Here is a 26,777-nt window from a genome sequence, read left to right on the forward strand (position 1 = left end):
ATTGCCCGTACCAGGCCCCTGCCCATTAAACAGGGGCCTTTTTTTATCCTGAAAACGCGTTAGCCAGGCTGTTTGTCGGCCCGCTTTTTCGCCGCCAGCGACTGTTCTGTTTCCGGTTTGGTAGCAATAAGCACCGCGCGCAGCGGGGCAGGGTAGCCTTCGCGGGTTTTGCTGCTGTCCTGCGGATCGAGGAAGTCGGCCAGCGACTCGGTGGTCATCCACTCGGTGCGGCGCTGCTCTTCGGTGGACGTCACGCAGGCGTCGACGATGCGTACATCGATAAATCCGCATTTCTCCAGCCACTGCTTTAGCGCGGCGGCAGAAGGGATAAAGTAGACGTTGCGCATCTGCGCATAGCGATCGCCCGGCACCAGCACGGTATTTTCGTCGCCCTCGACGACCAGCGTCTCCAGCACCAACTCGCCGCCGGGAACCAGCTGATCTTTGAGCTGCCACAGGTGATCGAGCGGGGAGCGGCGGTGGTACAGCACGCCCATCGAAAAGACGGTATCAAAGGCGTTCAGCGCCGGAAGCTGCTCAATGCCCAGCGGCAGCAGATGCGCGCGCTGATCGTTGCCCAACAGTTTTCGCACCGCTTCAAACTGGCAAAGGAACAGCTGGGTGGGATCGATGCCCACCGCCAGACGAGCCCCGGCGCCAATCATCCGCCACATGTGGTATCCGCTGCCGCAGCCGACATCAAGGATGGTACGTCCGGTGAGGTCGGAAAGGTGCGGCAGTACGCGTTCCCACTTCCAGTCGGAACGCCATTCGGTGTCGATATTCACGCCGTAAAGCGACCAGGGTCCTTTACGCCACGGCATCAGATTCTTCAGCAGGTTTTCAATCCGCAGACGCTGGCCGTCGCCCAGCGGCGTTTCGCTCTCCGCGGTGACGCTATGCAGCAGATCCAGTCGGTAGGGCGAAAACTCGGGCAGAAACTCGACGGCCCGCTCCCATTCCCGGTATTTCCCGTGCAGCGCGTCACGCTGCCAGGCCGCCACCTGGGCGGGCAGCGTCTCCAGCCAGTGCGACAGCGGGCTTTTGGCAATCAACTGATAAAAGTTGCTGAAATCAATCATGCCTGGTCCCCGGATTTTACGGCGATTAACGATCCGAAGTTAAAGCACTGGAACCACAGTTCGGCATGTTCGAAACCGGCCTTGCGCAGGCGCGCTTTGTGGGTTTCCACGGAATCGGTGAGCATCACGTTTTCCAGCATGCTGCGCTTTTGGCTGATTTCCAGCTCGCTATAGCCGTTGGCGCGTTTGAAATCATGATGCATGTTGAACAGCAGTTCGCCGACGTTGTCATCTTCGAAGCTGAATTTTTCCGACAGCACCAGCGCGCCGCCCGGATTGAGCCCCTGATAGACCTTATCAAGAATGGCCTGGCGTTCGCCCGGTTCGAGAAACTGGATGGTGAAGTTCAGCACCACCATCGAGGCGTTTTCTATCGTGACGTGGCGAATATCGCCTTCAATCACTTCGACCGGCGTCGGCGCCTTATAGGCGTCAATATGGCGACGGCAGCGTTCGACCATGGCCGGCGAATTATCAACGGCGATGATTTTGCAGCCGGCATGCGCAATATTGCGGCGCACGGACAGCGTGGCTGCGCCAAGCGAGCAGCCGAGATCGTAAACCTGGGTATCCGGCTGAACGAAACGTTCCGCCAGCATGCCGATCATGGAAATGATATTGGAATAGCCGGGAACAGAGCGCTGGATCATATCCGGGAAGACTTCAGCAACCCGTTCATCAAAGGTCCAGTCGCCGAGGCTGGCAATCGGCGCGGAAAAAAGCGTATCGCGGTGAGACATAACGTTAAACCCGAAAAATCGAAAACGGCGTATTGTGCGCTAACGGACGGAGAAAACCAACTCCCAGGGCATATACCAGAAGTTCGCCAGCACCATCAGCAACAACGAACACCACGTCGCGCTCATGCCGGAACGACGCCAGCGGTAGAGACGATGATGAAAGCCATAGGAGTGCATCAGGCGCCCGGCGATCAGTAAAATACCGCATATATGGACCATCCAGGTCTGCGCGCCGTTCATTTCCATAAACAGCAGCAGAATCAGACCAATGGGAACATATTCCACCGCGTTCCCGTGCACGCGTATAGCAACCTGCAGTTCGCTAAAACCGCCGTCGCCGTAGCCAACGCGATATTGCGTCCTCAGTCGTACAACGTCCCAGGAAAACTTAATAAGCAATAACGCACCTAAAACCGCATACAGCGCGCTGACCATACTCAAAACTCCCTTTTATCGCATCCGGTGGCTCAATTGAGGATAGCAGGATATCAGAAAAGAGAGGTTTGCTGCGGAATTGACGGCGCCGCCCCTATTTCCGGTAGGGCGGCGCGCAGATCGCTCCACAGGGTGTCGACCAGTTCCGGCGCCTGGGCGATATCCGGGGTATGGAGGAACAGGTACGGCGTGGTTGTCTGTGTCCATTTTGGCAGCGTGCGTAACCACACGCTAAACAGCTCACGATTTTGCGCCATGTCATCGCTGCCGATAAAACGCACCATCGGATGGTGGGCCGTCACCAGCGCATGGACGGGGACTTTTGGCTTCTTTCTTTGCGCGTCGAGCATCGCCGGGCTGCGGGCGACGGCGCTATGAACCGGACGGCTATCCAGGATCACGCGGTTGACGTTTCGCTGATGCAGCCCGCGATTGAGCTGCTGTTCCGCTTCCTCTTTGGCGAAAAACTCCGGATGCCTTACCTCAACGCCGTAGCTGAATTCGCGCGGCAGGCTGTCAAGGAACTGCCAGAGCGCGGGAAGATCCCGAGGGCCGAACGTGGCCGGCAGCTGCAGCCAGTATTGACCGATGCGCGATGACAGCGGCGCCAGGCGGGTGAAAAACTCGTGGCTTAAGTCATCGCAGTTGCGCAGCGATGCCTGGTGCGAAATGGTGGCCGGAAACTTGAAGCAGAAGCGAAAATCATCGTGGGTTTGTTCATACCAGCGGCTGACAATCTCAGCTTTCGGTAAAGCGTACAGGGTCGTGTTGCCCTCCACGCAGTTAAAATGGCGGGCATACTCTTCAAGGCTGGTGATACCCAGGCGCACCCACTTCGGGTGCGCCCATTGGGGAAGCCCAATATAGATCATAACGCGGCAAGTACCTCCTCGGTACTGCGCACGCGGGCAATACGCGGGAAGATGTGCGTCATGCTGCCCTGATGCTGTTCAGCCGTTGCTGCGCTGCAGGCGTCTTCAACGAGAATCAGATTGAAGCCCAGCTCCCAGGCGTTGCGCGCCGTCGATTCGACGCCGATATTGGTTGAGATACCGCACAGGATAATCGTATCGATACCGCGACGGCGAAGCTGCAGCTCCAGGTCGGTACCGTAAAAGGCTCCCCACTGGCGTTTGGTGACTTCGATGTCGCTCTCCTGTTTTTCCAGCGCCAGCGGATAGGTCCACCAGTTTTCCGGTAGCGTATGGGCGCCTGCCTGGGCATCGACAGGCTGCTTCAGCGCTTCGGCGAAATCCGCCGACCAGCCAACGCGAACCATGACCACCGGGGAACCCTGCTGGCGGCACTTTTTGGCCAGACTCGCGGCGCGCTCAACCACGTCGTCAGCCCGATGCGGGCCGCCGGCAAACGGTAAAATGCCTTCCTGCAGGTCTATAACCACCAGCGCGGTTTTTTTTGCATTGAGTTCTAACATGATATCCCCGTATCTTCTTCTGTTGTCAGGTCGCTACAATACCGTTGCCGATCTCGCCCGAGGGTAACAAATTTTGTTAATTTTTGTGAGTACAAGCAATAAGCGCGCAGCAAAGCAACGCAGCGCGCTGCGCCGGGCTTATCGTGCGCCATAATTTCCAGTATAATAGCCGCCTTTTTTCATTCAGTTGTGACATCAGCTAAAGCTGCGACCTCGTCGCCTGCAAGACAGGCAACAATCCGCCTGCGGCTAAGTTAAGGGATATCTCATGCGTACAGAATATTGCGGGCAGCTTCGTCTGTCCCACGTAGGGCAGCAAGTGACTCTGTGTGGTTGGGTCAACCGTCGTCGTGATCTCGGTAGCCTTATCTTTATCGATATGCGTGACCGCGAAGGCATCGTACAGGTGTTTTTCGATCCGGATCGTGCCGACGCATTAAAGCTGGCCTCTGAACTGCGTAATGAGTTCTGCATCCAGATCACCGGTACCGTGCGCGCGCGTGACGAAAAAAACATCAATAGCGATATGGCCACCGGCGCCATCGAAGTGCTGGCATCGGATCTGACGATTATCAACCGTGCTGAAGCGCTGCCGCTGGACTCCAACCACGTCAATACCGAAGAAGCGCGTCTGAAATATCGCTACCTGGACCTGCGTCGTCCGGAAATGGCGCAGCGCCTGAAGACCCGTGCGAAAATCACCAGCCTGGTGCGCCGCTTTATGGATGACCACGGTTTCCTCGACATCGAAACGCCGATGCTGACCAAAGCCACGCCGGAAGGCGCGCGCGACTACCTGGTCCCATCCCGCGTGCATAAAGGGAAATTCTACGCGCTGCCGCAGTCTCCACAGCTGTTCAAGCAGTTGCTGATGATGTCCGGTTTTGACCGCTACTATCAGATCGTTAAATGCTTCCGCGACGAAGACCTGCGTGCCGACCGTCAGCCGGAATTTACCCAGATCGATGTGGAAACCTCCTTCATGACCGCCGGGCAGGTGCGTGAAGTCATGGAAGCGCTGGTGCGTAACCTGTGGCAGGAAGTGAAGGGCGTGGATCTGGGCGATTTCCCGATCATGACCTTCGCCGAAGCCGAGCGCCGCTACGGTTCTGACAAACCAGACCTGCGTAACCCGATGGAGCTGGTGGACGTCGCCGATCTGGTGAAAGCGGTAGAATTCGCCGTCTTCGCCGGCCCGGCTAACGACGCCAAAGGGCGCGTTGCCGCGCTGCGCGTACCGGGCGGCGCTGCGCTGACCCGTAAGCAAATCGACGAATACGGTAAGTTTGTCCAGATCTACGGCGCGAAAGGGCTGGCTTATATTAAAGTAACCGAGCGGGCGAAAGGCCTTGAAGGCATCAACAGCCCGGTGGCTAAATTCCTCAACGCCGACATCGTTGAAGCGATCCTTGAGCGCACCGGCGCGCAGGATGGCGATATGATCTTCTTCGGCGCGGATAACAAAAAAGTGGTCGCCGACGCGCTGGGCGCGCTGCGTCTGAAGCTGGGCAAAGACCTGAATCTGACCGATGAAGACAAATGGGCGCCGCTGTGGGTTATCGACTTCCCGATGTTTGAAGACGACGGCGAAGGCGGCCTGACCGCGATGCATCATCCGTTCACCTCGCCGAAAGACATGTCCGCCGCCGAGCTGAAAGCCGCGCCGGAAGACGCGGTGGCCAACGCCTACGATATGGTCATCAACGGCTATGAAGTGGGCGGCGGTTCCGTGCGTATTCACAGCGGTGAGATGCAGCAGACCGTATTCGGCATCCTGGGCATTAACGAGCAGGAGCAGCGCGAGAAGTTTGGCTTCCTGCTGGACGCGCTGAAATACGGTACCCCGCCGCACGCGGGCCTGGCTTTTGGCCTCGACCGTTTGACCATGCTGTTGACCGGTACCGATAATATTCGTGACGTTATCGCCTTCCCGAAAACCACCGCAGCCGCTTGCCTGATGACCGAGGCGCCAAGCTTCGCTAACCCGGCATCGCTGAGCGAACTCGGTATTCAGGTGGTGGCGAAAGAGGCAAAAGAGTCTCTGGAGAATAAGTAAGATGTCATTCAAGCTCCCCGTTTCCGTACTGGTGGTGATTTACGCCGAAGATACGAAGCGGGTGCTGATGTTGCAGCGGCGCGACGATCCCGCGTTCTGGCAGTCGGTTACCGGCAGCCTGGAAGAGGGAGAAACCGCGCCGCAGGCTGCCGCACGTGAAGTTATGGAAGAGGTCGCCATCGATGTTGCCTGCGAGCAGCTGGCTTTGGTTGATTGTCAGCGTACGGTAGAATTCGAGATATTTTCTCATTTACGTCATCGCTATGCGCCGGGCGTTGAGCGCAATACGGAGTTTTGGTTCCGTCTTGCGCTCCCCCATGAACGCCAGATTGTTTTTACGGAACATCTGGACTATCGCTGGGTTGACGCGGCGGAAGCCGCCACGTTGACCAAGTCCTGGAGCAACCGGCAGGCGATTGAAGAATTTGTAATTAACGCCGCCTGAAAAGGCGCGCTTTTTTTTGGAGAGTTTTTTATGGCAGGTCATAGTAAATGGGCCAACACCAAACACCGCAAAGCGGCACAGGATGCCAAGCGCGGTAAGATCTTTACGAAAATTATTCGCGAGCTGGTCACCGCCGCGCGTCTGGGCGGCGGCGATGCGGGCTCTAACCCGCGTCTGCGCGCGGCAATCGACAAAGCGCTGAGCAACAACATGACCCGCGACACCCTGAACCGTGCTATCGCGCGTGGCGTGGGCGGCGATGATGATGCGAACATGGAAACCATCATCTATGAAGGTTACGGTCCTGGCGGCACGGCGGTAATGGTTGAATGTCTATCCGACAACCGCAACCGTACCGTGGCGGAAGTACGTCATGCCTTCAACAAAACCGGCGGTAACCTGGGGACCGACGGTTCCGTTTCCTACCTGTTCAGCAAAAAAGGCGTTATCTCCTTCGAGAAAGGCGACGAAGATGCGATCATGGAAGCAGCGCTGGAAGCGGGCGCGGAAGACGTTGTGACCTATGACGACGGCGCGATTGACGTTTATACCGCCTGGGAAGAGATGGGCGCGGTACGCGATGCGCTGGAAGCCGCCGGCCTGAAAGCGGACGCGGCCGAAGTCTCGATGATCCCGTCAACCAAAGCGGATATGGACGCGGAAACTGCGCCGAAACTGCTGCGTCTGATCGATATGCTGGAAGATTGCGACGACGTGCAGGAAGTTTATCACAACGGCGAGATCTCTGATGAGGTCGCCGCAACGCTCTAATGTTGCCGACCGTTAAACCACTAATCGGAGGCGCGTGATGGCCATTATTCTCGGCATTGACCCGGGGTCGCGCGTCACTGGTTATGGCGTCATCCGCCAGGTTGGACGCCAGCTGAGCTACCTGGGCAGCGGCTGTATTCGCACGAAAGTGGATGATTTACCGTCTCGCCTGAAGCTTATCTATGCGGGCGTCACGGAAATTATCACCCAGTTCCAGCCGGACTATTTCGCCATCGAACAAGTGTTTATGGCAAAGAACGCCGACTCGGCGCTGAAGCTTGGCCAGGCGCGTGGCGTGGCGATTGTCGCGGCGACGAATCAGGACCTGCCGGTCTTTGAGTACGCCGCCAGGCAGGTAAAGCAGACCGTGGTCGGCATTGGCAGCGCGGAAAAGAGCCAGGTGCAGCACATGGTGCGCACGTTGCTTAAGCTGCCGGCTAACCCGCAGGCGGATGCGGCGGATGCTTTAGCCATCGCCATCACCCATTGCCACGTCAGCCAGAACGCGGCTCAGATCGGCGAAAGCCGCCTGAGCCTGGCGCGCGGACGCTTACGATAAGCTGAAATCAGGCTGGATATCTATCCAGCCTTTTTTTATGATACCGCATTAGACTTTCGGCCCTTAATCCAGGAGCTCCATGTGATAGGCAGACTCAGAGGCATCATTCTCGAAAAACAACCCCCGCTGGTTTTACTTGAAACGGGAGGCGTAGGCTATGAGGTTCATCTACCGATGACCTGCTTCTATGAGCTGCCGGACGTGGGTAAAGAGGCGATCATTTTCACCCACTTTATCGTCCGTGAAGATGCCCAGCTGCTGTATGGCTTTAACAACAAGCAGGAGCGCACGCTGTTTAAAGAGCTGATTAAAACCAACGGCGTCGGTCCGAAGCTGGCGCTGGCGATCCTTTCCGGCATGTCGGCGCAGCAGTTTGTCAATGCCGTTGAGCGCGAGGAGCTGGCGGCGCTGGTGAAGCTGCCGGGTATCGGCAAGAAAACCGCGGAACGCCTGATTGTCGAGATGAAAGACCGCTTCAAAGGACTGCACGGCGATCTGTTTACGCCGGCAGCGGATCTGGTCCTGACGTCGCCGGCCGGCCCGTCTGACGATGATGCTGAACAGGAAGCGGTTGCCGCGCTGGTGGCGCTGGGCTATAAACCTCAGGAGGCCAGCCGGATGGTCAGCAAAATCGTACGCCCGGATGCCAACAGTGAAACGCTAATTCGCGAAGCGCTCCGCGCCGCGTTGTGAGGTAAGGGATGATTGAAGCAGACAGGCTGGTATCGGCGGACAGCAGCGGTTTTGAAGAGGCGGCCGATCGCGCAATTCGTCCTAAATTGCTGCAAGAGTACGTGGGCCAGCCGCACGTCCGTTCGCAAATGGAGATCTTTATCCAGGCGGCGAAGCTGCGCGGCGACGCGCTCGATCACCTGCTGATTTTTGGCCCACCGGGGTTGGGGAAAACCACCCTGGCAAACATCGTCGCCAACGAGATGGGCGTTAACCTGCGTACCACCTCCGGCCCGGTGCTGGAGAAGGCGGGCGATCTGGCGGCGATGCTGACCAATCTTGAGCCCCACGATGTTCTGTTTATCGACGAGATCCACCGCCTGTCGCCGGTGGTCGAAGAAGTCCTGTATCCGGCAATGGAAGATTATCAGCTGGATATCATGATTGGCGAAGGGCCCGCGGCGCGTTCGATAAAAATCGATCTGCCGCCGTTTACCCTGATTGGCGCGACGACTCGCGCAGGTTCATTGACTTCGCCGCTGCGCGACCGTTTTGGCATTGTTCAGCGCCTGGAGTTCTACCAGATCCCGGACCTGCAGCATATTGTCAGCCGCAGCGCCCGCTATATGGGACTGGAGATGAGTGAAGAGGGGGCTCTGGAGGTTGCGCGCCGCGCGCGCGGTACGCCGCGAATCGCCAACCGCCTGCTGCGCAGGGTGCGTGACTTTGCCGAGGTTCGCTACGACGGGCGTATCTCTGAGGAGATTGCCGCTCAGGCGCTGGATATGCTCAACGTAGATGCGGAAGGCTTTGATTATATGGACCGTAAGCTGCTGCTGGCGGTCATCGATAAATTCTTTGGCGGGCCGGTCGGCCTGGATAACCTCGCGGCGGCCATCGGCGAAGAGCGGGAAACCATTGAAGATGTGCTGGAGCCGTATCTGATCCAGCAGGGCTTTTTACAGCGTACGCCGCGCGGGCGAATGGCAACGGTACGGGCCTGGACCCACTTCGGCATTACGCCGCCGGAAATGCCGTAATCGTTGTCCGGCTATAAAACAGCAGACCGCAGGGGCCAGTAGCCCGGCTAAGCGGAGCGCAAGCCGGGGAGATAGCTGAAGCGGTATTGCGGTTTGATGCCCCGGCTTGCGGCGTGAACGCCTTAGCCGGGCTACAACGTCCGCAGACGGCCGTGAGCCCATAGCCGTCTGCCGAGTTTTGATGGCGGCTGACGCGGGCACATAAGCGTCAGGCGGCCGGTTTCTTGCTCATGCTGAAGATAAACAGCAGCGCAGCGCACAGCACCACGGAAGGCCCCGCAGGCGTGTCGTAGAACGCTGAGAGGGTCAATCCTCCGGTAACCGCAATCATTCCCACGCCAACCGCCACTCCCGCCATTTGCTCCGGCGTACGGGCAAAGCGGCGGGCCGTTGCGGCGGGAATAATCAACAGCGACGTGATAATCAGCGCCCCGACGAACTTCATCGCCACGCCGATGGTCAGCGCGGTCACCAGCATCAATAGCAGCTTGACCCGCTGAAGCTTAACGCCATCAACAAACGCCAGGTCCGGGCTAATGGTCATCGACAGCAGGTTGCGCCATTGCCAGAGCAGGATCGCCAGCACGATAACCACGCCAATCGCAATGGAGATCAAATCTTCCGGCGTCACCGCCAGCAGATCGCCGAACAGATAGGCCATCAGATCGACGCGCACGTTTGACATCAGGCTGACCACCACCAGGCCCAGCGACAGCGCGCTGTGCGCCATGATACCGAGTAGCGTGTCTACCGCCAGGTGGGGGCGTTTCTCCAGCCACACCAGGCCGCCCGCCAGCAGCAGCGTCACCGCGATGACCGCATAGAACGGATTGACGTTGAGCAGTAAACCAAAAGCCACGCCGAGCAGAGAGGCGTGGGCCAGGGTATCACCGAAGTAGGACATCCGGCGCCAGACGACGAACGATCCCAACGGACCCGCCGCACAGGCGAGCATCATTCCGGCCAGCCAGCCGGGGAGCAGTAATTCAATCATTAACGGTCATTTCCCCGACGCAGTACAATCCGCCCCTGCAGGTCGTGGCGGTGGTTATGATGATGGCGATAGATCCCTAGCTGTTCCGCGCCGCGCTGGCCGAACATCGAGATAAATTCCGGGTGCATAGAGACCACTTCCGGCGCGCCGGAACAGCAAATATGCTGATTCAGGCACAGCACTTCGTCGGTTTTGGCCATCACCAGATGCAGGTCATGAGAAACCATCAGTACGGCGCAATCAAGCTCCAGGCGCAGCTGGTTAATCAGATCGTAAAGCGCCACCTGACCGTTGACGTCAACGCCCTGCGTCGGCTCGTCGAGCACCAGCAGCTGCGGCTGATTGAGCAGCGCCCGCGCCAGCAGTACCCGCTGGGTCTCTCCGCCGGAAAGCTTCTGCATAGGGGCGTCGATCAGATGCCCGGCCTGCACGCGCTTAAGCGCTGGCAGAATGTCGCGTTTGTGCGTTCCCGGACGTAAAAGCATAAAGCGGCTGACGGTCAGCGGCAGGGTAGCATCAAGGTGCAGCTTTTGCGGTACATAGCCGATCCGCAGATGCCCGTCGCGTTTGATAACCCCTTCCGAGGGTGCTACCAGCCCCAGAACCACTCTCACCAGGGTCGATTTACCGGCGCCGTTTGGCCCCAGTAAGGTTAAAATTTTGCCCGGCTTTAGCGTTAGCGAAATGTCAGACAGCACGCGTCTTTGGCCATAAACGACCGCGACGTTTTCCAGAGTTACAAGATTTGTCATATCAAATTAGAGGTTGCACAAGCCAGTGAATGTTATAATATCACATCTTTCTCATTCTATACGATGATTAGACGCATTATGTTACATAAAAATACGCTTCTTTGCGCTGGACTTAGCGCCGCTTTTTTGTTCGCCCATGCGCCGTTGGCCAGCGCCGCGGTTGTCACTTCCCTTAAGCCACTGGGCTTTATTGCTTCTGCTATCGCGGATGGGGTGACACAGACGCAGGTACTGCTGCCGGACGGGGCCTCGGAGCATGACTATTCGCTGCGGCCATCGGATGCAAAACGCTTACAGAACGCAGACTTAGTGGTCTGGATTGGTCCAGAGATGGAGGCGTTTATGGATAAGTCAACGCAAAGCATTGCGCCGAACAAAAAGGTGACGATTGCCGAGCTTGACGGCGTGAAACCGTTACTCATGAAAGGCACCGACGACGACGACGACCATCACGGTCACGACCATGGCGCGGGGGAAAATAGTGACGACGATCACCATCACGGCATCTATAACATGCATCTGTGGCTTTCCCCAGAGATAGCGCGCCTTTCGGCGGTTGCAATCCACGATAAATTATTGGAACTTATGCCGCAGAGTCGAGCCAAACTTGACGCCAACCTGAAGGATTTTGAGGCAAAATTAGCCGCAACCGACAAGCAGGTTGGGACCGAGCTGGCACCGCTGAAAGGGAAGGGATATTTCGTTTTTCATGACGCCTACGGCTACTTTGAAAAACATTACGGTTTGACCCCACTGGGCCATTTTACTGTCAACCCTGAAATCCAGCCTGGTGCGCAGCGTTTACACGAAATCAGAACACAGCTGGTTGAGCAAAAAGCAACTTGCGTTTTTGCTGAGCCACAGTTCAGGCCAGCGGTCATCGAAGCTGTTGCCAGGGGAACGTCCGTGCGCATGGGAACCCTGGATCCACTTGGAATCGGAATTAAGCTGGGTAAAGAGAGTTACCCGCAATTCCTGAGCCAGATGGCGAATCAGTATTCAAGCTGCCTGAAAGGAGAATAACGAGGAAGTGAATACGTGCAACAGATAGCCCGCGCTGTCACTCAGGCATTTAACAATCTGCCACGACCTCACCGCGTTATGCTGGGGTCGCTTAGCGTTCTTACATTAGCGGTCGCCGTCTGGCGGCCTTACATTTACCACCATCCTGAATCCACTCCCATCACCAGAACCATCGAGCTGGAGCAAAGCGAAATTCGTTCGCTGCTGCCAGAAGCTTCGGAACCCATCGATCAGGCGCCTCAGGAAGAAGAGGCTATCCCTCAGGATGAGCTGGATGACAAGGCGGATAGCGATTCCGGTGGCCACGAATATGTGGTCTCGACCGGCGATACGCTTAGCAGCATTCTTAATCAGTACGGCATTGATATGGGCGATATCGCCCGGCTCTCCTCGGTGGATAAAGAGCTGCGTAATCTGAAAATTGGTCAACAGCTCTCCTGGACCCTGACGGCGGACGGTGACCTGCAAAGCCTGACCTGGGAGATGTCGCGCCGCGAAACCCGCACCTACGATCGGGTTGCAAACGGTTTCAAAATGAGCAGCGAGCTGCAAAAAGGCGACTGGGTCAATAGCGTACTGAAAGGCACCGTAGGCGGCAGCTTCGTCGCCAGCGCGCGTGATGCCGGCCTGACCAGTACCGAAATCAGTGCGGTGATCAAAGCCATGCAGTGGCAGATGGACTTCCGTAAGCTGAAAAAAGGCGATGAGTTCTCCGTGCTGATGTCGCGTGAAATGCTCGACGGTAAGCGCGAGCAAAGCCAGCTGCTAGGCGTGCGCCTGCGCTCGGAGGGTAAAGACTATTACGCGATCCGCGCTGAGGATGGCAAATTCTACGACCGCAACGGTACTGGCCTGGCAAAGGGGTTCCTGCGCTTCCCGACCGCACGTCAGTTTCGCGTCTCTTCGAACTTTAACCCGCGTCGTCTGAACCCGGTGACCGGCCGCGTCGCGCCGCATCGCGGCGTCGATTTTGCGATGCCGCAGGGCACGCCGGTGCTGTCGGTAGGGGATGGCGAAGTGGTGGTGGCTAAACGTAGCGGTGCGGCAGGTTATTACGTCGCCGTCCGCCATGGCCGCACCTATACCACCCGCTATATGCACCTGCGTAAGCTGCTGGTCAAACCCGGGCAGAAGGTGAAACGCGGCGATCGTATTGCGCTGTCGGGCAACACCGGGCGTTCTACCGGCCCGCATCTGCATTATGAAGTGTGGATTAACCAGCAGGCGGTCAACCCGCTGACGGCGAAACTGCCGCGTACGGAAGGGCTCAGTGGTTCCGACCGTACCGATTATCTGGCGCAGGCAAAACAGGTTATTCCGCAGCTGCGGTTTGACTAACCTTCCGTCAGTTAAAGCCGGCGCCAGCTGTGCGCCGGCTTTTTCTTTTGTACGTTACTCAACGTATCGCTAAACTAACTCATTATCTTTATTGAGCGGAACGTCTGCGGATTAGGCATGGAAACGAAAAAAAATAATATTGAATTTATTCCAAAATTTGAAAAATCCTTTTTACTGCCGCGCTACTGGGGCGCTTGGTTAGGGGTTTTTGCCTTCGCCGGTATCGCTCTGACGCCAGCGTCTTTCCGCGATCCGATTCTCGGCAAACTGGGGCGTTTTGTGGGTCGCCTGGCAAAGAGTTCGCGCCGTCGGGCGCAGATTAACCTGCTGTACTGTTTCCCGGAAAAGAGTGAGCAGGAACGAGAAGACATTATTGATGCAATGTACGCCTCCGCGCCGCAGGCGATGGTCATGATGGCGGAACTAGGCCTGCGCGACCCGCAGCGCATTCTTTCCCGCGTCGACTGGCAGGGCAAAGAGATCATCGATGAGATGCAGAGGAACAACGAGAAAGTGATCTTTCTGGTTCCTCATGCCTGGGGAGTGGACATTCCGGCGATGCTGATGGCGTCGGGCGGGCAAAAAATGGCGGCGATGTTCCATAATCAGGGCAACCCGGTCTTTGATTACGTCTGGAATACTGTACGCCGACGTTTCGGCGGACGTATGCACGCGCGCAACGACGGGATCAAACCGTTTATTCAGTCGGTGCGTCAGGGCTACTGGGGCTACTATCTACCGGATCAGGATCACGGCGCCGAGCACAGCGAATTCGTTGATTTCTTTGCCACCTATAAAGCGACGCTACCGGCGATTGGCCGTTTAATGAAAGTGTGCCGCGCCCGCGTCGTACCGCTGTTCCCGGTCTATGATGGCGAAACGCATCGCCTGACGGTGCTGGTGCGCCCGCCGATGGACGATCTGCTGGAGGCGGACGATACCACTATCGCCCGGCGGATGAACGAAGAGGTTGAAGTGTTCGTGAAGCCGCATACCGAGCAGTACACCTGGATCCTCAAACTGCTGAAAACGCGCAAGCCGGGTGAAATCGAGCCGTATAAGCGTAAAGAGCTGTACCCGCGAAAGTCGTCGCGCCAGGGTTAAAAATCGCAGCCAATGGGCTTCGGGGTTCATTGGCTGTATTGTTTGAGTAGCGCCAAATGGTCGACAACGAGCCGGTAACGATATTCTGGACGACCGGTGATGCCGTAATGATTGGTGGTGTAGAGAATATGTAGCTGCTCAAGCCAAATCAGGTATTTACGGCATGAAACTCTGGATATCTGCAATGCCGCAGCCAGCTCATTGGTCGAAAAATCACGTTCCTGCCAGGCGTCAATCCACTGGCACACCAGACGAAGCGTCTGCGGCGTAAGTCCTTTCGGCAAGCGGCGTGCGCTTTCCTGCTGCTGAACCCCGCTGCGCAGCAGGCTGTCCACATCGGCCTGGGCGTAGCTGGATTTCGCATTCTTCAGATCGCGCTTTTTACGCCATGACAACAGCGCCTCCTCAAAGCGCGGAAACTGAAACGGTTTAATCAGGTAATCGACCACGCCATAATGCAGCGCCGTCTGAACCGTGCACCTATCGGCAGCGGAGGTAATCATAATGACATCAATATTGCGCGCATCGGCGCGTAGCGCAGGCAGCAGCTCCAGCCCATTATCCTGCTGCATATAGACATCCAGCAGCACCAGATCGATCTGCGGCAAATGGCTAAGCATCCCCCTGGCTTCGCGGACCGTCGGGGCTATGCCGCAGCAGTGAAAATCAGCCACCCGGCTGAGAAACAGCCGGTTCAGTTCGGCCACCATCGAATCATCATCGACAATCAGCACATTAATCATGCGTGGGTTCTCGCTTCGGCGGGAAGCAGGGCGCTTCCCGCAGTGTTCACCCGGCAGCGGGCGTTTAAAATGGCGAGCGTTTATACGCGGTATAGCGCGCTCGCCAGAAGGTGCGATCGATATTCTCGGCCAACTGGGCTTCGCTGATAAGCGGCGCGACGCCGTCCTGCTGAGCCGCGCGAGCGACCTCTGCGGCAATCGCCCGGGAAATCATCTCAATCTCTTCGACCGGCGGCAGTAATCCGCCGGCTTCGCGGGTAGCTAAAGGCGAGTGGGCGGCGAGGGTTTTACTGCAGGTGATAAGCATTGCCTCGGTAACGCGTTCCGCTTTACTGGCCAGAATTCCCAGCCCCAGGCCGGGGAAGATATAGGCGTTGTTGCACTGGGCGATATCGTAGGTCTTACCGTCATAGCATACGGGCGCGAACGGACTACCGGTGGCAATCAGCGCGTTCCCCCGGGTCCATTCCAGCAAATCCTTCGGCTGGGCTTCGGCGCGGGACGTCGGGTTAGATAAGGGCATAATAATCGGGCGCGGGCAGTGCTGATGCATCTCTTTGATGATCTCTTCGCTGAACAGTCCCGGCTGGCCTGATACGCCGATCAGCACGGTGGGGTGGACGTTGCGTACAACATCCATCAGCGACAGGTGGGCCGCGTCGGTATCCCAGTGGGCAAGATGTTTCCGCGGCGTCACATGGCTGCGCTGAAAATCCAGCAAATTGGGCATCTCATCGGTTAACAGACCAAAGCGGTCAACCATAAAGATCCGATTGCGCGCTTCCTGCTCTGACAGCCCGTCATCAACCATCAGGGCCATGATTTTTTCCGCAATCCCGCATCCGGCGGAACCGCTGCCGAGAAACACCACGCGCTGGTCGCGGATCCGAGTACCGGCCGCAGCGGCGGCGGCAATCAGCGTGCCAGAAGTCACGGCCGCCGTGCCCTGGATATCATCGTTGAAACAGCAAAGCTGGTCACGATAGCGGTTAAGTAACCGGGTAGCATTTTTTTGCGCAAAATCTTCGAACTGCAGTAACACTTGTGGCCAGCGCTGGCTGATGGCATGCACAAACATGTCCATAAATTCCATGTACTGCTCGTCGCTAATACGCGGATGACGCCAGCCCATATACAGCGGGTCTTCCAGATGCTGGGCGTTGTTGGTGCCCACATCCAGCATAATGGGCAGCGTTGATGCCGGATGAATCCCCCCGCAGGCGGTATATAACGAGAGTTTGCCGATCGGGATCCCCATGCCGCCAATCCCCTGATCGCCGAGGCCCAGAATGCGCTCGCCGTCGGTCACGACAATGACTTTGATATCGTTGCGGGAGAAGCCCTGCAGCATCTCGTCAATATTGTGGCGGTTAGGCCATGAAATAAACAGGCCGCGCCCCCGACGATAAATTTCAGAGAAGTGTTCACACGCTTCGCCTACCGTTGGGGTATAAATGATCGGCAGCGTTTCTTTCATATGGTTGCGCAGCAGATTATAGAATAGGGTCTCGTTAGTATCCTGTATATTTCGAAGATAAATATGCCGCGATATATCCCGTTTAAACTGGCAAAACTGCCCCCACGCGCGCGCGGTTTGTTCTTCAATAGTTTCAACATTATGCGGCAGCAGCCCCTGAAGATTAAATGCGGACCGTTCACCATGAGTAAAAGCGAGACCTTTATTTAATAACGGGTTTTCCAGCAGGACGGCACCGTTATAAGGCGTGTATAAGGTTTCTGTGGCTAACATTGGATGACTCCTGAATATAATATCAAGTAATTGCCGGGATTCTTCCGGCTTTATTTCAGTGATTATGAGATTAAATAAATCATAATTCCTTCGGTAACGACGCCGATGGCGGTGCCCAGCAAAATAGAGGATGAGGCGGGCTCGATATAGGTATCGCTGCGCAGGGCAAACATCCCTGCCGCAATGGCGGAAGGCGTCGCGCCGATGATAATGACCTGCTGCATCAGGCTATGGCTGAGGCCAAAGGCTAAACCAGCCATGGCCATCATTGCCGGTTGGATCAGGTTTTTAATACTGATATTGGTACAGGTTTGAATATTGACCGTAGGACGCTCACCGTAAAAGAGCAGCCCAAGGGCGAACAGGGAGAGGCCGCCCGCCACTTTTCCCACCATCTCAATAGGCATACTGAGCATATGCGGCAGCTGTACCCCCGCGAGGCTGAGCAGCACGCCGGAAATCGGGATCCAGACTATTGGGTTTCTGACGGCTTTAAACAGGTTTTGCAGGATAAGCTGCAGCGCATTAGGCTGTTGTACATCAGCGCAGGTGCGCTTATCTCCCATGCGAATCAGAATGATGGTCAAGGGGATCATCAATACGCTGGTCACCAGGTTGCCGATAAGCACCCCGAGAAAGCCCTCGGGGCCAATCAGCACCGCAAGCACGGGGGCGCCAAAGTAGGCCATATCGGGGAAAGCGCACACCAGGGACTGAATTGCGCTGGTTTTTATATCATGGCGAAAAACGTAGCGTGAGATCAGGAGCGTGAGGAAATATGATCCCATAAGACCGATGACCAATACCGCCATAAAGGTGAAGTTTTTAATCTTATCGGGATGGGTATTCAATGCGCCGATAAACAGATGGAAGGGAAGTGCAAAACGAATAACCACCGTGGCCAGCACGGACGCGTCCTCGCGGCGGCTGTAGCCCAACTTGCCGCTTAGCCATCCAAGCAGCATGATAAACACCAGGGGAAAAAGGGATTCTAAGAGCAGTGAAGGCATAGGATATCCTGAAAATATATTATCGGCGACGTTGTATTTTTTAATCTAACGATCCCCTGGTATTTAAAAGGTGATAGTCATCACAGTCGCCGTGCTTTAAATAATTTCGCCTTGACTACTTTACTTACAAATAGGGAAAAGAGGGTGGGAACATCAACTTATATCCCTGGCATTCAATTATTACGACGACACTAACTTTAGTTTCGTGGTGATAAATTAAATTACTTAAAATGAATTTTGTGGTTTAGTCACAAAGTAGAACAGCGAAATTTGGATCTCGTTTTTAATTTTAAATTCCTGTGCTAACGTTTTTTTGTTTTATTGGCATTGTGGCTGGTACTCTTTTTTAATTTTATTACGCAGTTTTAATATTGCGTCGATACCCTACGTCATCATAATTCAGGTAAAAATATGGAAAATAATTCTCTGAACCACCCGATAGATAAAACGCTGCCGAGCGGGCAGGCGCCACGACTTTTATCCAATATTGAGGTCGGCGCCGTACCGTTGGCACTATTTATCGGGATAGCCGCAATTGTTGCTATCTCCGCGACCGCAGGCCTGCTGCCGAAGAACATGATTGGCGGTCTGGCGGTAATCATGACCCTGGGGTTCGCGCTGGCTAAAATTGGCCGGATGGTACCGATCCTCAAGGAGGTTGGCGGCCCGGCCATTTTGTGCCTGATGACGCCTTCCGTGCTGGTCTATTTCGGCATGTTCGAAGCGCATACCCTCGATACCGTGCATTTGCTGATGAAAGAGGCCAACCTCCTCTATTTCGTCATCGCCTGCCTGGTCGTCGGTAGCATTCTGGGCATGAACAGAACCATCCTGATTCAGGGAATGGTGCGTATGTTTGTCCCGCTGGTGGTAGGGACCGGGGCGGCGATCTTAACCGGCCTGCTGGTGGGCAGCCTGTTTGGCTACAGTTTCTACCACACCTTTTTCTTTATTATCGTGCCGATCATTGGCGGCGGTATCGGTGAAGGGATCCTGCCTCTGTCGCTGGCCTATTCAGCTATTCTCGGGCAAACGCCCGACGTTTACGTGGCGCAGCTGGCGCCGGCTGCCGTGGTGGGCAATATTTTCGCCATCATCTGCGCCGGTTTTCTGGCACGCATGGGGACGCGACGTCCTTCGCTCTCCGGCAGCGGAATGTTAATTCGTAGCCATGAAGATAACAGCGTCTTTGCGCAAAATCAGCGCGCGCAGCCCACGGATTTCCAACTGATGGGTGCCGGATTATTAATGATTTGCGCGTTTTTTATCGTCGGCGGTCTGCTGGAAAAGGTGGTGCATATTCCGGGGCCGGTGCTGATGATTCTGGCCGCGGTATTTTGCAAATACGCGAAGGTTATCCCGGCGGCGATGGAGCTCGGGGCGCACAGCTGCTACAAGTTTGTCTCCGCCGCGCTGGTTTGGCCGCTGATGATAGGCCTGGGAATGCTGTATGTTCCTCTGGAAAGCGTGGTCGCGGTCTTCTCGGTTGGCTACGTGGTGGTTTGTGGCTCAATCGTCATTGCGATGGCGCTGAGCGGCTTTCTTATCGCTTCTCGTCTGAATATGTACCCGGTCGAAGCGGCCATCGTCACCAGCTGCCACAGCGGGCTTGGGGGGACGGGAGACGTCGCCATTCTTTCGGCATCAAACCGAATGGGATTAATGCCTTTTGCCCAGATAGCTACCCGTATCGGCGGCGCGTCGACGGTGATTACCGCCACGCTATTGTTGAGCTGGCTTGCGTAGTATAGCGGGCGAGGGGGCAAAAAATACCTGCCAGCTGCGGTGCTGGCAGGTAGGTGGAGAGGCTTACTCGACGGTCAGAATGCGGGTGGTGTTGGTGCTACCGATGGTGCTCATCACGTCACCCTGAGTGACGATAACCAGGTCGCCGGTCACCAGATAGCCTTTATCACGCAGCAGCGTTACCGCGTCGTGCGCAGCGGCTACGCCTTCATTGACGCTATCGAAATGCACCGGGGTCACGCCGCGATACAGCGCGGTCAGGTTCAGCGTGCGCTCGTGGCGAGACAGCGCGAAAATCGGCAGGCCGGAGCTGATGCGGGAAGTCATCAGCGCGGTCCGACCGGATTCCGTCATGGTAATGATAGCGGTGACGCCCTTGAGGTGGTTCGCCGCGTACATGGCGGACATCGCAATGGCTTCTTCCACGTTATCGAACTGAATGTCCAGGCGGTGCTTGGAGACGTTGAGGCTGGGGATTTTTTCCGCGCCGAGGCAGACGCGCGCCATCGCGGCAACGGTCTCAGACGGATACTGGCCCGCGGCGGTTTCTGCCGACAGCATCACGGCGTCGGTGCCGTCCAGCACGGCGTTCGCCACGTCCATGACTTCGGCGCGGGTTGGCATCGGGTTGGTGATCATCGACTCCATCATCTGCGTCGCGGTAATGACCGAGCGGTTCAGCTGACGGGCGCGGCGGATCAGCGCCTTCTGGATGCCGACCAGCTCCGGATCGCCGATTTCCACGCCGAGGTCGCCGCGGGCCACCATGACAACGTCGGAGGCGAGGATCACGTCATCCATCGCGTCCTGATCGCATACCGCTTCCGCGCGCTCGACTTTGGCGACGATTTTGGCATCGCAGCCGGCATCGCGCGCCAGGCGACGAGCGTAGTTCAGGTCTTCGCCGCAGCGCGGGAAGGAGACGGCCAGGTAATCAACGCCAATTTTGGCGGCGGTGATGATGTCCGCTTTGTCTTTCTCCGTCAGCGCTTCGGCAGAGAGGCCGCCGCCCAGCTTGTTAATCCCCTTATTGTTGGACAACGGTCCGCCGACGGTGACTTCGGTGAACACCTTCATGCCCTGAACTTCCAGGACCTTCAGCTGTACGCGGCCGTCGTCCAGCAGCAAAATGTCGCCCGGAACCACGTCAGCCGGGAGGCCTTTATAGTCGATGCCGACTTTCTCTTTGTCGCCTTCGCCTTTACCCAGGTTTGCGTCGAGGAGGAATTTATCGCCGATATTGAGGAAAATTTTGCCTTCTTTGAAGGTGGAAACGCGGATTTTCGGCCCCTGTAGGTCACCGAGAATCGCGACATGACGGCCCAGTTTCGCCGCAATCTCACGGACTTTATCCGCGCGGATCTGATGATCCTCCGCGGTGCCGTGAGAGAAGTTCATACGTACCACGTTAGCGCCTGCGGCAATAACCTTCTCAAGGTTGTTATCGCGGTCGGTAGCCGGGCCTAAGGTAGTCACGATTTTGGTTCTGCGAAGCCTTCTGGACATGTAATACTCCGTTGACTGAAACAACTTTGGTGTTGCGTGAACATGGATTCGGTAGCGCCGACGAGCAAAGTCGCTATACCGGAACGTTACCGACGGTGTAATAGGATAGTGCTTTGTTTCTACTTTTATTGGTCATTGCTGTGTACGCTGAGCTCTTTATCAAAGCGCGATTCCTTGAGCGCTTCCTTGACCCTCTTCAAGTTATCTCTGAATTTTGCTCCCCGCCGCAGGGTGAAGCCGGTCGCCAGGACATCAATCACCGTCAGCTGCGCTAAGCGGGAGACCATCGGCATATAGATATCGGTATCTTCCGGTACATCCAGGGTAATCGCCAGCGTTGATTCCCGGGAAAGCGGCGTGCCGGGGGAGGTAATCGCGATCACCATCGCATCGTTTTCGCGCGCCAGCTGCGCCAGCTCCACCAGGCTTTTAGTCCTGCCGGTATGCGAGATGATCACCACCACATCATCGTCATTACAGTTCATACAGCTCATGCGTTGCAGGACGATGTCGTCGGAATAGATCACCGGCACGTTAAAACGGAAAAACTTGTTCATCGCGTCGTGGGCGACGGCGGCCGAAGAGCCCAGGCCAAAAAAGGCGATTTTCTTCGCCTGCGTGAGCAGGTCAACCGCGCGATTGATCGCCGACATGTCGAGAGAATGATGGACCTGATCTAAACTGGCCATGGCTGACTCAAATATCTTTCCCGTATAGGACTCAACGCTGTCGTCTTCATCGACGTTGCGGTTAACATAGAGCGTACCGTGCGCCAGGCTTTGTGCAAGATGCAGTTTGAAATCCGGGAAACCGCGTGTTTCCAGGCTGCGGCAGAAACGGTTAACCGTGGGCTCGCTGACGCCGGCTTCCAGCGCCAGGGCGGCAATGCTTGAATGAATGGCCTGCGCGGGGGTAGCAAGGATGACTTCCGCCACTTTGCGTTCAGATTTGCTAAGGTGTTCCAGCCGGGACTGGATTTTTTCCAGCATATTCATGGGTAATCGGGCGCTCATCAATGGAAGCGATTTCATTAATGGGTGAAATCATCAGGCGTTTTAGCAAGAATATACCCCTCCGTAGTCGGAAACGGTGAGGAATGACCTGAAAATATGTTGTTTTTTTTCATTACATGATCAGAGTCGTATTTTACTAACTGATATTCGGTCGAAACAACGAACAATATTAGCCGCATGCCCAAAATCTCAGCCTCTATTTTCCACCCTGTGCGATTTAGCAGCGGGAACGGCCGCTGAGGGTTTCGGGAAATTCGTAAACACAGTACGATGCAGTGAAAGAAAATTACAAATACAACTATAGTCTGGCATAAGCACCGGGCTATCAACTAAGGAGAATGACATGGCGGTAACGCAAACGGCCCAGGCATGCGATCTGGTCATTTTCGGCGCGAAGGGTGACCTGGCGCGACGTAAATTGCTGCCTTCCCTGTATCAACTTGAAAAAGCGGGCCAGATCCACCCTGACACCCGCATCATCGGCGTCGGTCGCGCCGACTGGGACAAAGACGCTTACACCAAGGTAGTGCGTGAAGCGATGGAAACCTTCATGAAGGAGAAAATCGATGAAGGTTTGTGGGAGACCCTGAGCGGGCGTCTGGATTTTTGTAACCTTGACGTCAACGATACCAAAGCGTTTACTCGCCTGGGCAAAATGCTCGATCAAAAAGAGCGGGTGACCATTAACTATTTCGCCATGCCGCCGAGCACCTTCGGCGCGATTTGCAAAGGTCTGGGTGAAGCGAAGCTGAACGCCAAGCCGGCCCGCGTGGTGATGGAGAAACCGCTGGGTACCTCCCTGGAAACCTCCCGCGAGATCAACGATCGGGTGGGTGAGTTCTTTGAAGAGTGCCAGGTCTACCGTATCGACCACTATCTGGGTAAAGAGACGGTGCTGAACCTGCTGGCGCTGCGCTTTGCTAACTCGCTGTTCGTCAATAACTGGGACAGCCGCACCATCGATCACGTCGAGATCACCGTGGCGGAAGAGGTGGGCATTGAGGGCCGCTGGGGCTACTTCGATCAGGCCGGGCAGATGCGCGACATGATCCAGAACCACCTGCTGCAAATTCTGTGCATGATTGCCATGTCCCCGCCGTCAGATTTGACTGCCGATAGCATCCGCGATGAAAAAGTGAAGGTGCTGAAATCGCTGCGCCGCATTGACCGCACCAACGTGCGTGAAAAAACGGTGCGCGGCCAGTACACCGCCGGCTTCGCGCAGGGCAAAAAAGTGCCGGGCTACCTCGAGGAAGAGGGAGCCAATAAGTCCAGCCATACAGAAACCTTCGTGGCGATCCGCGTGGATATCGACAACTGGCGCTGGGCGGGCGTACCGTTCTACCTGCGTACCGGTAAACGTCTGCCGACCAAGTGTTCCGAAGTCGTGGTTTACTTCAAAACGCCGGAGCTGAACCTGTTCAAAGAGACCTGGCAAGAGCTGCCGCAGAATAAGCTGACCATTCGTCTGCAGCCGGATGAAGGGGTGGATATCCAGGTGCTGAACAAAGTTCCCGGACTTGACCACAAGCATAACCTGCAGATCACCAAGCTGGATCTGAGCTACTCGGAAACCTTTAATCAAACCCACCTGGCGGATGCCTACGAGCGCCTGCTGCTGGAAACGATGCGCGGTATCCAGGCGCTGTTTGTCCGTCGTGATGAAGTGGAAGAGGCGTGGAAGTGGGTCGATTCCATCACTGAAGCCTGGGCTGCCGATCGCGATTCGCCGAAACCGTATCAGGCGGGTACCTGGGGGCCGGTTGCCTCCGTGGCGATGATCACCCGCGACGGTCGTTCGTGGAACGAGTTTGAGTAATCGCCAGTTCCTCCGTCAGGGTTATTTTACCGGTAACATGATCTGACGCAGCAAGTCGCGTAATTTTTAATCTTTTAAGCCCCGGAGGATTCACCCCCGGGGCTTTTTTTATTACACTGCTTGCAGATATTTTGCCCCTGAGCCCCAGTACTGGTGCCCTAAGCCCCTAAAAGTACCGCTAAAGCGCTGCGGCCGGACAGATGAAATTTGAGGAGCCTTTATGAATTCTGAAATGTTACGGGTAACAAATCGCATCATCGAACGCTCGCGCGCTACCCGCGAAGCCTACCTCGCCCGGATTAACCAGGCCAAAACCGACACCGTTCATCGCGCCCAGCTGGCATGCGGTAACCTGGCCCACGGCTTTGCCGCCTGCCAGGCGGATGACAAAGCCTCGCTGAAAAGTATGCTGCGCAATAACATCGCCATCATTACCTCCTACAACGATATGCTGTCCGCCCACCAGCCCTATGAGCGCTATCCGGATATTATCCGCAAAGCGCTGCACTCCGCGAACGCGGTAGGCCAGGTCGCCGGCGGCGTTCCGGCGATGTGCGATGGCGTGACGCAGGGGCAGGATGGGATGGAGCTGTCGCTGCTCAGCCGCGAAGTGATTGCCATGTCCGCCGCGATCGGCCTGTCGCACAACATGTTTGACGGCGCGCTCTACCTTGGCGTCTGCGATAAAATTGTCCCTGGCCTGGCAATGGCTGCGCTGTCGTTCGGCCACCTGCCGTCCATCTTTATCCCTTCCGGGCCGATGGCCAGCGGCCTGGCGAATAAAGAAAAAGTGCGCATTCGTCAGCTCTATGCGGAAGGCAAAGTGGATCGTATGGCGCTGCTGGAGTCCGAAGCCGCGTCTTACCATGCGCCTGGCACCTGTACCTTCTACGGTACCGCCAATACCAACCAGATGGTGGTTGAGTTTATGGGGATGCAGCTGCCCGGATCGTCATTCGTGCATCCGGATGCGCCGCTGCGCGAAGCGCTGACCGCCGCCGCCGCCCGCCAGGTGACCCGCCTGACCGGCAACGGTAACGAGTGGATGCCGCTGGGCAAAATGTTTGATGAAAAAGTGGTGGTCAACGGGATTGTCGCGCTGCTGGCAACCGGCGGCTCCACTAACCATACCATGCACCTGGTGGCCATGGCGCGGGCGGCAGGGATCATCATTAACTGGGATGATTTCTCCGATCTCTCTGACGTGGTGCCGCTGCTGGCGCGCCTCTACCCGAACGGCCCGGCGGATATTAACCACTTCCAGGCGGCTGGCGGCGTGCCGGTGCTGGTGCGTGAGCTGCTGAAAGGCGGCCTGCTGCATGAAGATGTTCACACCGTGGCCGGCTTCGGCCTCTCTCGCTACACCATGGAGCCCTGGCTTAATAACGGCGAACTTGACTGGCGCGAAGGGGCGACCGCGCCGCTGGACGAACAGGTTATCGCCACGTTTGATAAACCGTTCTCTCGCCACGGCGGCACCAAAGTGCTGAGCGGTAACCTCGGACGTGCGGTCATGAAAACCTCCGCCGTGCCGGTTGAAAACCAGATTATTGAAGCTCCTGCGGTGATTTTCGAGAGCCAGCATGATGTACTGCCCGCCTTTGAAGCGGGGCTGCTCGACAAAGATTGCGTGGTTGTCGTCCGTCATCAGGGGCCAAAAGCGAACGGCATGCCAGAATTACATAAACTTATGCCGCCACTTGGTGTATTATTGGACCGCCGTTTCAAAATTGCGCTGGTAACCGATGGTCGTCTCTCCGGCGCATCAGGCAAAGTGCCATCGGCGATCCACGTGACGCCCGAAGCGTACGATGGTGGCCTGCTGGCGAAAGTACGCGATGGCGATATCATCCGCGTCAACGGCCAGACGGGCGAGCTAACGCTGCTGGTCGATGACGCAGAGCTGGCCGCGCGTCAGGCGCATATTCCTGACCTGAGCGGTTCGCGCGTGGGAACCGGCCGGGAAATGTTCGGTGCGCTGCGTGAGAAACTCTCCGGAGCAGAACAGGGCGCAACCTGCATCAATTTTTAAGACGATTCGATTTATAGATCTGGCGAGAGAAAATCTGATGAAAAACTGGAAAACAACTGCAGAAGCAATCCTCACCTCCGGCCCGGTAGTACCGGTAATCGTGGTGAAAAAGCTGGAACACGCTGTGCCAATGGCGAAAGCGCTGGTTGCAGGCGGCGTACGCGTACTGGAAGTGACCCTGCGTACCGAGTGTGCGATGGACGCTATCCGCGCGATCGCCAAAGAAGTCCCGGAAGCGATTGTCGGTGCCGGTACCGTCACCAACGTTGAGCAGCTAAAAGAAGTGACCGAAGCGGGCGCGCAGTTTGCTATCAGCCCTGGCCTGACCGAATCCCTGCTGAAAGCGGCGACCGGCGAAGGCACCATTCCGCTGATCCCGGGGATCAGCACCGTATCCGAGCTGATGCTGGGTATGCAGTATGGCCTGAAAGAGTTCAAATTCTTCCCGGCGGAAGCAAACGGCGGCGTGAAAGCGCTGCAGGCGATTGGCGGCCCGTTCGCGCACATTCGCTTCTGCCCGACTGGCGGCATCTCTCCGGCGAACTATCGCGACTATCTGGCGCTGAACAGCGTACTGTGCATCGGCGGCTCCTGGCTGGTACCGGCGGATGCGCTGGAAGCCGGTGATTACGACCGTATCACCAAACTGGCTCGTGAGGCGGTAGAAGGCGCGAAGTAATCTTCGCGCACTCACCAGAGGCCCGGTCTGCGA

The 26,777-nt window shown here is 56.5% G+C and carries 25 protein-coding genes; 13 read left to right on the forward strand and 12 right to left on the reverse strand.

Translation table 11 applies throughout. The features are described from left to right. Positions 1-59: 59 nt before the first annotated feature. Genes cmoB through HMPREF1144_RS04780 form a run of 5 tightly spaced genes read right to left on the reverse strand, consistent with a single transcriptional unit; the run spans position 60 to position 3,692 of the window. A complete protein-coding gene (gene cmoB / locus HMPREF1144_RS04760) occupies positions 60-1,082 on the reverse strand; it encodes a tRNA 5-methoxyuridine(34)/uridine 5-oxyacetic acid(34) synthase CmoB (protein WP_004852151.1) in 1,023 nt (340 codons plus the stop codon). Next, positions 1,079-1,822, reverse strand: coding sequence for a carboxy-S-adenosyl-L-methionine synthase CmoA (gene cmoA, locus HMPREF1144_RS04765; RefSeq protein WP_009652021.1), 744 nt, complete (start codon positions 1,820-1,822; stop codon positions 1,079-1,081). Before cmoA ends, cmoB begins: the two co-directional genes overlap by 4 nt. A 39-nt stretch (positions 1,823-1,861) precedes the next feature. Continuing rightward, the gene (locus HMPREF1144_RS04770; RefSeq protein ID WP_004852147.1) at positions 1,862-2,257 is read right to left on the reverse strand and encodes an MAPEG family protein; all 396 of its coding nucleotides are present in this window, start codon (positions 2,255-2,257) and stop codon (positions 1,862-1,864) included. A gap of 53 nt (positions 2,258-2,310) precedes the next feature. Continuing rightward, positions 2,311-3,129 carry a DUF72 domain-containing protein gene (locus tag HMPREF1144_RS04775; RefSeq protein WP_004852145.1) on the reverse strand — a complete coding sequence of 273 codons (819 nt, stop codon included), beginning with the start codon at positions 3,127-3,129 and terminating at the stop codon, positions 2,311-2,313. Further along, positions 3,126-3,692, reverse strand: coding sequence for a hydrolase (locus HMPREF1144_RS04780; protein WP_009652068.1), 567 nt, complete (start codon positions 3,690-3,692; stop codon positions 3,126-3,128). The genes HMPREF1144_RS04775 and HMPREF1144_RS04780 overlap by 4 nt, the downstream gene beginning before the upstream one ends. Before the next feature lie 268 nt (positions 3,693-3,960). On the opposite strand from HMPREF1144_RS04780, the gene aspS reads away from it, so the two are divergent. The 6 genes from aspS (at position 3,961) to ruvB (ending at position 9,235) form a co-directional block, all read left to right on the forward strand. After that, positions 3,961-5,748, forward strand: a complete 1,788-nt coding sequence (gene aspS, locus HMPREF1144_RS04785) for an aspartate--tRNA ligase (protein ID WP_042927047.1) — start codon at positions 3,961-3,963, stop codon at positions 5,746-5,748. A 1-nt stretch (position 5,749) separates the two neighbouring features. Continuing rightward, positions 5,750-6,193 (forward strand): dihydroneopterin triphosphate diphosphatase, encoded by a 444-nt coding sequence (gene nudB, locus HMPREF1144_RS04790; protein ID WP_004852138.1) that lies wholly within the window; start codon positions 5,750-5,752, stop codon positions 6,191-6,193. A 30-nt stretch (positions 6,194-6,223) separates the two neighbouring features. After that, a complete protein-coding gene (locus HMPREF1144_RS04795; RefSeq protein ID WP_009652060.1) occupies positions 6,224-6,964 on the forward strand; it encodes a YebC/PmpR family DNA-binding transcriptional regulator in 741 nt (246 codons plus the stop codon). A gap of 37 nt (positions 6,965-7,001) precedes the next feature. Next, positions 7,002-7,523: a crossover junction endodeoxyribonuclease RuvC gene (ruvC, locus tag HMPREF1144_RS04800; RefSeq protein WP_004852133.1), complete on the forward strand. Its 522-nt coding sequence runs from the start codon at positions 7,002-7,004 to the stop codon at positions 7,521-7,523. A gap of 81 nt (positions 7,524-7,604) precedes the next feature. Beyond that, positions 7,605-8,216, forward strand: coding sequence for a Holliday junction branch migration protein RuvA (gene ruvA / locus HMPREF1144_RS04805; protein ID WP_004103390.1), 612 nt, complete (start codon positions 7,605-7,607; stop codon positions 8,214-8,216). An 8-nt stretch (positions 8,217-8,224) separates the two neighbouring features. Then, positions 8,225-9,235: a Holliday junction branch migration DNA helicase RuvB gene (gene ruvB, locus HMPREF1144_RS04810; protein ID WP_004852130.1), complete on the forward strand. Its 1,011-nt coding sequence runs from the start codon at positions 8,225-8,227 to the stop codon at positions 9,233-9,235. A 208-nt stretch (positions 9,236-9,443) separates the two neighbouring features. Here the strand turns inward: ruvB and znuB are convergent, their stop codons facing one another. Further along, positions 9,444-10,229 (reverse strand): zinc ABC transporter permease subunit ZnuB, encoded by a 786-nt coding sequence (gene znuB, locus HMPREF1144_RS04815; protein ID WP_004852127.1) that lies wholly within the window; start codon positions 10,227-10,229, stop codon positions 9,444-9,446. Further along, positions 10,229-10,981: a zinc ABC transporter ATP-binding protein ZnuC gene (znuC, locus tag HMPREF1144_RS04820; RefSeq protein ID WP_009652030.1), complete on the reverse strand. Its 753-nt coding sequence runs from the start codon at positions 10,979-10,981 to the stop codon at positions 10,229-10,231. The genes znuB and znuC overlap by 1 nt, the downstream gene beginning before the upstream one ends. A 78-nt stretch (positions 10,982-11,059) precedes the next feature. On the opposite strand from znuC, the gene znuA reads away from it, so the two are divergent. From znuA to lpxM, 3 genes are all read left to right on the forward strand, one after another. Continuing rightward, the gene (gene znuA / locus HMPREF1144_RS04825) at positions 11,060-12,004 is read left to right on the forward strand and encodes a zinc ABC transporter substrate-binding protein ZnuA (RefSeq protein ID WP_004852123.1); all 945 of its coding nucleotides are present in this window, start codon (positions 11,060-11,062) and stop codon (positions 12,002-12,004) included. 15 nt (positions 12,005-12,019) lie between these two features. Then, positions 12,020-13,342, forward strand: a complete 1,323-nt coding sequence (gene mepM, locus HMPREF1144_RS04830) for a murein DD-endopeptidase MepM (RefSeq protein WP_004852121.1) — start codon at positions 12,020-12,022, stop codon at positions 13,340-13,342. A 117-nt stretch (positions 13,343-13,459) separates the two neighbouring features. Continuing rightward, on the forward strand, positions 13,460-14,446 hold the full coding sequence (gene lpxM, locus HMPREF1144_RS04835; protein ID WP_004122055.1) for a lauroyl-Kdo(2)-lipid IV(A) myristoyltransferase: 987 nt from the start codon (positions 13,460-13,462) through the stop codon (positions 14,444-14,446). Between the two features lie 26 nt (positions 14,447-14,472). On the opposite strand, the gene dcuR is transcribed toward lpxM, so the two are convergent. The 3 genes from dcuR to HMPREF1144_RS04850 form a co-directional block, all read right to left on the reverse strand. After that, positions 14,473-15,189 carry a two-component system response regulator DcuR gene (gene dcuR / locus HMPREF1144_RS04840; RefSeq protein ID WP_009651985.1) on the reverse strand — a complete coding sequence of 239 codons (717 nt, stop codon included), beginning with the start codon at positions 15,187-15,189 and terminating at the stop codon, positions 14,473-14,475. 64 nt (positions 15,190-15,253) lie between these two features. Further along, complete coding sequence (locus HMPREF1144_RS04845) at positions 15,254-16,939, reverse strand: NAD-dependent malic enzyme (protein WP_009652035.1); 1,686 nt, start codon at positions 16,937-16,939, stop codon at positions 15,254-15,256. A gap of 62 nt (positions 16,940-17,001) precedes the next feature. Further along, positions 17,002-17,949: an AEC family transporter gene (locus tag HMPREF1144_RS04850; RefSeq protein ID WP_009651978.1), complete on the reverse strand. Its 948-nt coding sequence runs from the start codon at positions 17,947-17,949 to the stop codon at positions 17,002-17,004. 411 nt (positions 17,950-18,360) lie between these two features. Between HMPREF1144_RS04850 and HMPREF1144_RS04855 the strand changes: the two genes are divergently transcribed. Continuing rightward, positions 18,361-19,695, forward strand: a complete 1,335-nt coding sequence (locus HMPREF1144_RS04855) for a 2-hydroxycarboxylate transporter family protein (protein WP_009651968.1) — start codon at positions 18,361-18,363, stop codon at positions 19,693-19,695. 63 nt (positions 19,696-19,758) lie between these two features. On the opposite strand, the gene pyk is transcribed toward HMPREF1144_RS04855, so the two are convergent. Together pyk and HMPREF1144_RS04865 are read right to left on the reverse strand one after the other, a co-directional pair. Further along, entirely contained in the window at positions 19,759-21,201 is a 1,443-nt protein-coding gene (pyk, locus tag HMPREF1144_RS04860) for a pyruvate kinase (RefSeq protein ID WP_004852109.1), read from the reverse strand. Between the two features lie 125 nt (positions 21,202-21,326). Beyond that, positions 21,327-22,232 carry a MurR/RpiR family transcriptional regulator gene (locus tag HMPREF1144_RS04865; protein WP_161505349.1) on the reverse strand — a complete coding sequence of 302 codons (906 nt, stop codon included), beginning with the start codon at positions 22,230-22,232 and terminating at the stop codon, positions 21,327-21,329. 325 nt (positions 22,233-22,557) lie between these two features. On the opposite strand from HMPREF1144_RS04865, the gene zwf reads away from it, so the two are divergent. The 3 genes from zwf (at position 22,558) to HMPREF1144_RS04880 (ending at position 26,744) form a co-directional block, all read left to right on the forward strand. Beyond that, positions 22,558-24,033: a glucose-6-phosphate dehydrogenase gene (gene zwf, locus HMPREF1144_RS04870; protein ID WP_004122041.1), complete on the forward strand. Its 1,476-nt coding sequence runs from the start codon at positions 22,558-22,560 to the stop codon at positions 24,031-24,033. A gap of 220 nt (positions 24,034-24,253) precedes the next feature. Beyond that, positions 24,254-26,065, forward strand: coding sequence for a phosphogluconate dehydratase (gene edd / locus HMPREF1144_RS04875; protein ID WP_009651973.1), 1,812 nt, complete (start codon positions 24,254-24,256; stop codon positions 26,063-26,065). A gap of 37 nt (positions 26,066-26,102) precedes the next feature. Next, on the forward strand, positions 26,103-26,744 hold the full coding sequence (locus HMPREF1144_RS04880) for a bifunctional 4-hydroxy-2-oxoglutarate aldolase/2-dehydro-3-deoxy-phosphogluconate aldolase (RefSeq protein ID WP_004103368.1): 642 nt from the start codon (positions 26,103-26,105) through the stop codon (positions 26,742-26,744). The last annotated feature ends 33 nt before the right edge of the window (positions 26,745-26,777 follow it).

It is taken from the genome of Klebsiella sp. OBRC7 (assembly GCF_000293135.1).
Lineage (GTDB): Bacteria > Pseudomonadota > Gammaproteobacteria > Enterobacterales > Enterobacteriaceae > Klebsiella > Klebsiella michiganensis.

Bases quoted from the DNA above. Each gene is read 5' to 3' on its own strand.
- cmoB (WP_004852151.1), bottom strand. From the start codon at position 1,082: ATGATTGATTTCAGCAACTTTTATCAGTTGATTGCCAAAAGCCCGCTG.
- cmoA (WP_009652021.1), bottom strand. From the start codon at position 1,822: ATGTCTCACCGCGATACGCTTTTTTCCGCGCCGATTGCCAGCCTCGGC.
- HMPREF1144_RS04770 (WP_004852147.1), bottom strand. From the start codon at position 2,257: ATGGTCAGCGCGCTGTATGCGGTTTTAGGTGCGTTATTGCTTATTAAG.
- HMPREF1144_RS04775 (WP_004852145.1), bottom strand. From the start codon at position 3,129: ATGATCTATATTGGGCTTCCCCAATGGGCGCACCCGAAGTGGGTGCGC.
- HMPREF1144_RS04780 (WP_009652068.1), bottom strand. From the start codon at position 3,692: ATGTTAGAACTCAATGCAAAAAAAACCGCGCTGGTGGTTATAGACCTG.
- aspS (WP_042927047.1), top strand. From the start codon at position 3,961: ATGCGTACAGAATATTGCGGGCAGCTTCGTCTGTCCCACGTAGGGCAG.
- nudB (WP_004852138.1), top strand. From the start codon at position 5,750: ATGTCATTCAAGCTCCCCGTTTCCGTACTGGTGGTGATTTACGCCGAA.
- HMPREF1144_RS04795 (WP_009652060.1), top strand. From the start codon at position 6,224: ATGGCAGGTCATAGTAAATGGGCCAACACCAAACACCGCAAAGCGGCA.
- ruvC (WP_004852133.1), top strand. From the start codon at position 7,002: ATGGCCATTATTCTCGGCATTGACCCGGGGTCGCGCGTCACTGGTTAT.
- ruvB (WP_004852130.1), top strand. From the start codon at position 8,225: ATGATTGAAGCAGACAGGCTGGTATCGGCGGACAGCAGCGGTTTTGAA.
- znuB (WP_004852127.1), bottom strand. From the start codon at position 10,229: ATGATTGAATTACTGCTCCCCGGCTGGCTGGCCGGAATGATGCTCGCC.
- znuC (WP_009652030.1), bottom strand. From the start codon at position 10,981: ATGACAAATCTTGTAACTCTGGAAAACGTCGCGGTCGTTTATGGCCAA.
- znuA (WP_004852123.1), top strand. From the start codon at position 11,060: ATGTTACATAAAAATACGCTTCTTTGCGCTGGACTTAGCGCCGCTTTT.
- lpxM (WP_004122055.1), top strand. From the start codon at position 13,460: ATGGAAACGAAAAAAAATAATATTGAATTTATTCCAAAATTTGAAAAA.
- dcuR (WP_009651985.1), bottom strand. From the start codon at position 15,189: ATGATTAATGTGCTGATTGTCGATGATGATTCGATGGTGGCCGAACTG.
- HMPREF1144_RS04845 (WP_009652035.1), bottom strand. From the start codon at position 16,939: ATGTTAGCCACAGAAACCTTATACACGCCTTATAACGGTGCCGTCCTG.
- HMPREF1144_RS04850 (WP_009651978.1), bottom strand. From the start codon at position 17,949: ATGCCTTCACTGCTCTTAGAATCCCTTTTTCCCCTGGTGTTTATCATG.
- HMPREF1144_RS04855 (WP_009651968.1), top strand. From the start codon at position 18,361: ATGGAAAATAATTCTCTGAACCACCCGATAGATAAAACGCTGCCGAGC.
- pyk (WP_004852109.1), bottom strand. From the start codon at position 21,201: ATGTCCAGAAGGCTTCGCAGAACCAAAATCGTGACTACCTTAGGCCCG.
- HMPREF1144_RS04865 (WP_161505349.1), bottom strand. From the start codon at position 22,232: ATGAAATCGCTTCCATTGATGAGCGCCCGATTACCCATGAATATGCTG.
- zwf (WP_004122041.1), top strand. From the start codon at position 22,558: ATGGCGGTAACGCAAACGGCCCAGGCATGCGATCTGGTCATTTTCGGC.
- edd (WP_009651973.1), top strand. From the start codon at position 24,254: ATGAATTCTGAAATGTTACGGGTAACAAATCGCATCATCGAACGCTCG.
- HMPREF1144_RS04880 (WP_004103368.1), top strand. From the start codon at position 26,103: ATGAAAAACTGGAAAACAACTGCAGAAGCAATCCTCACCTCCGGCCCG.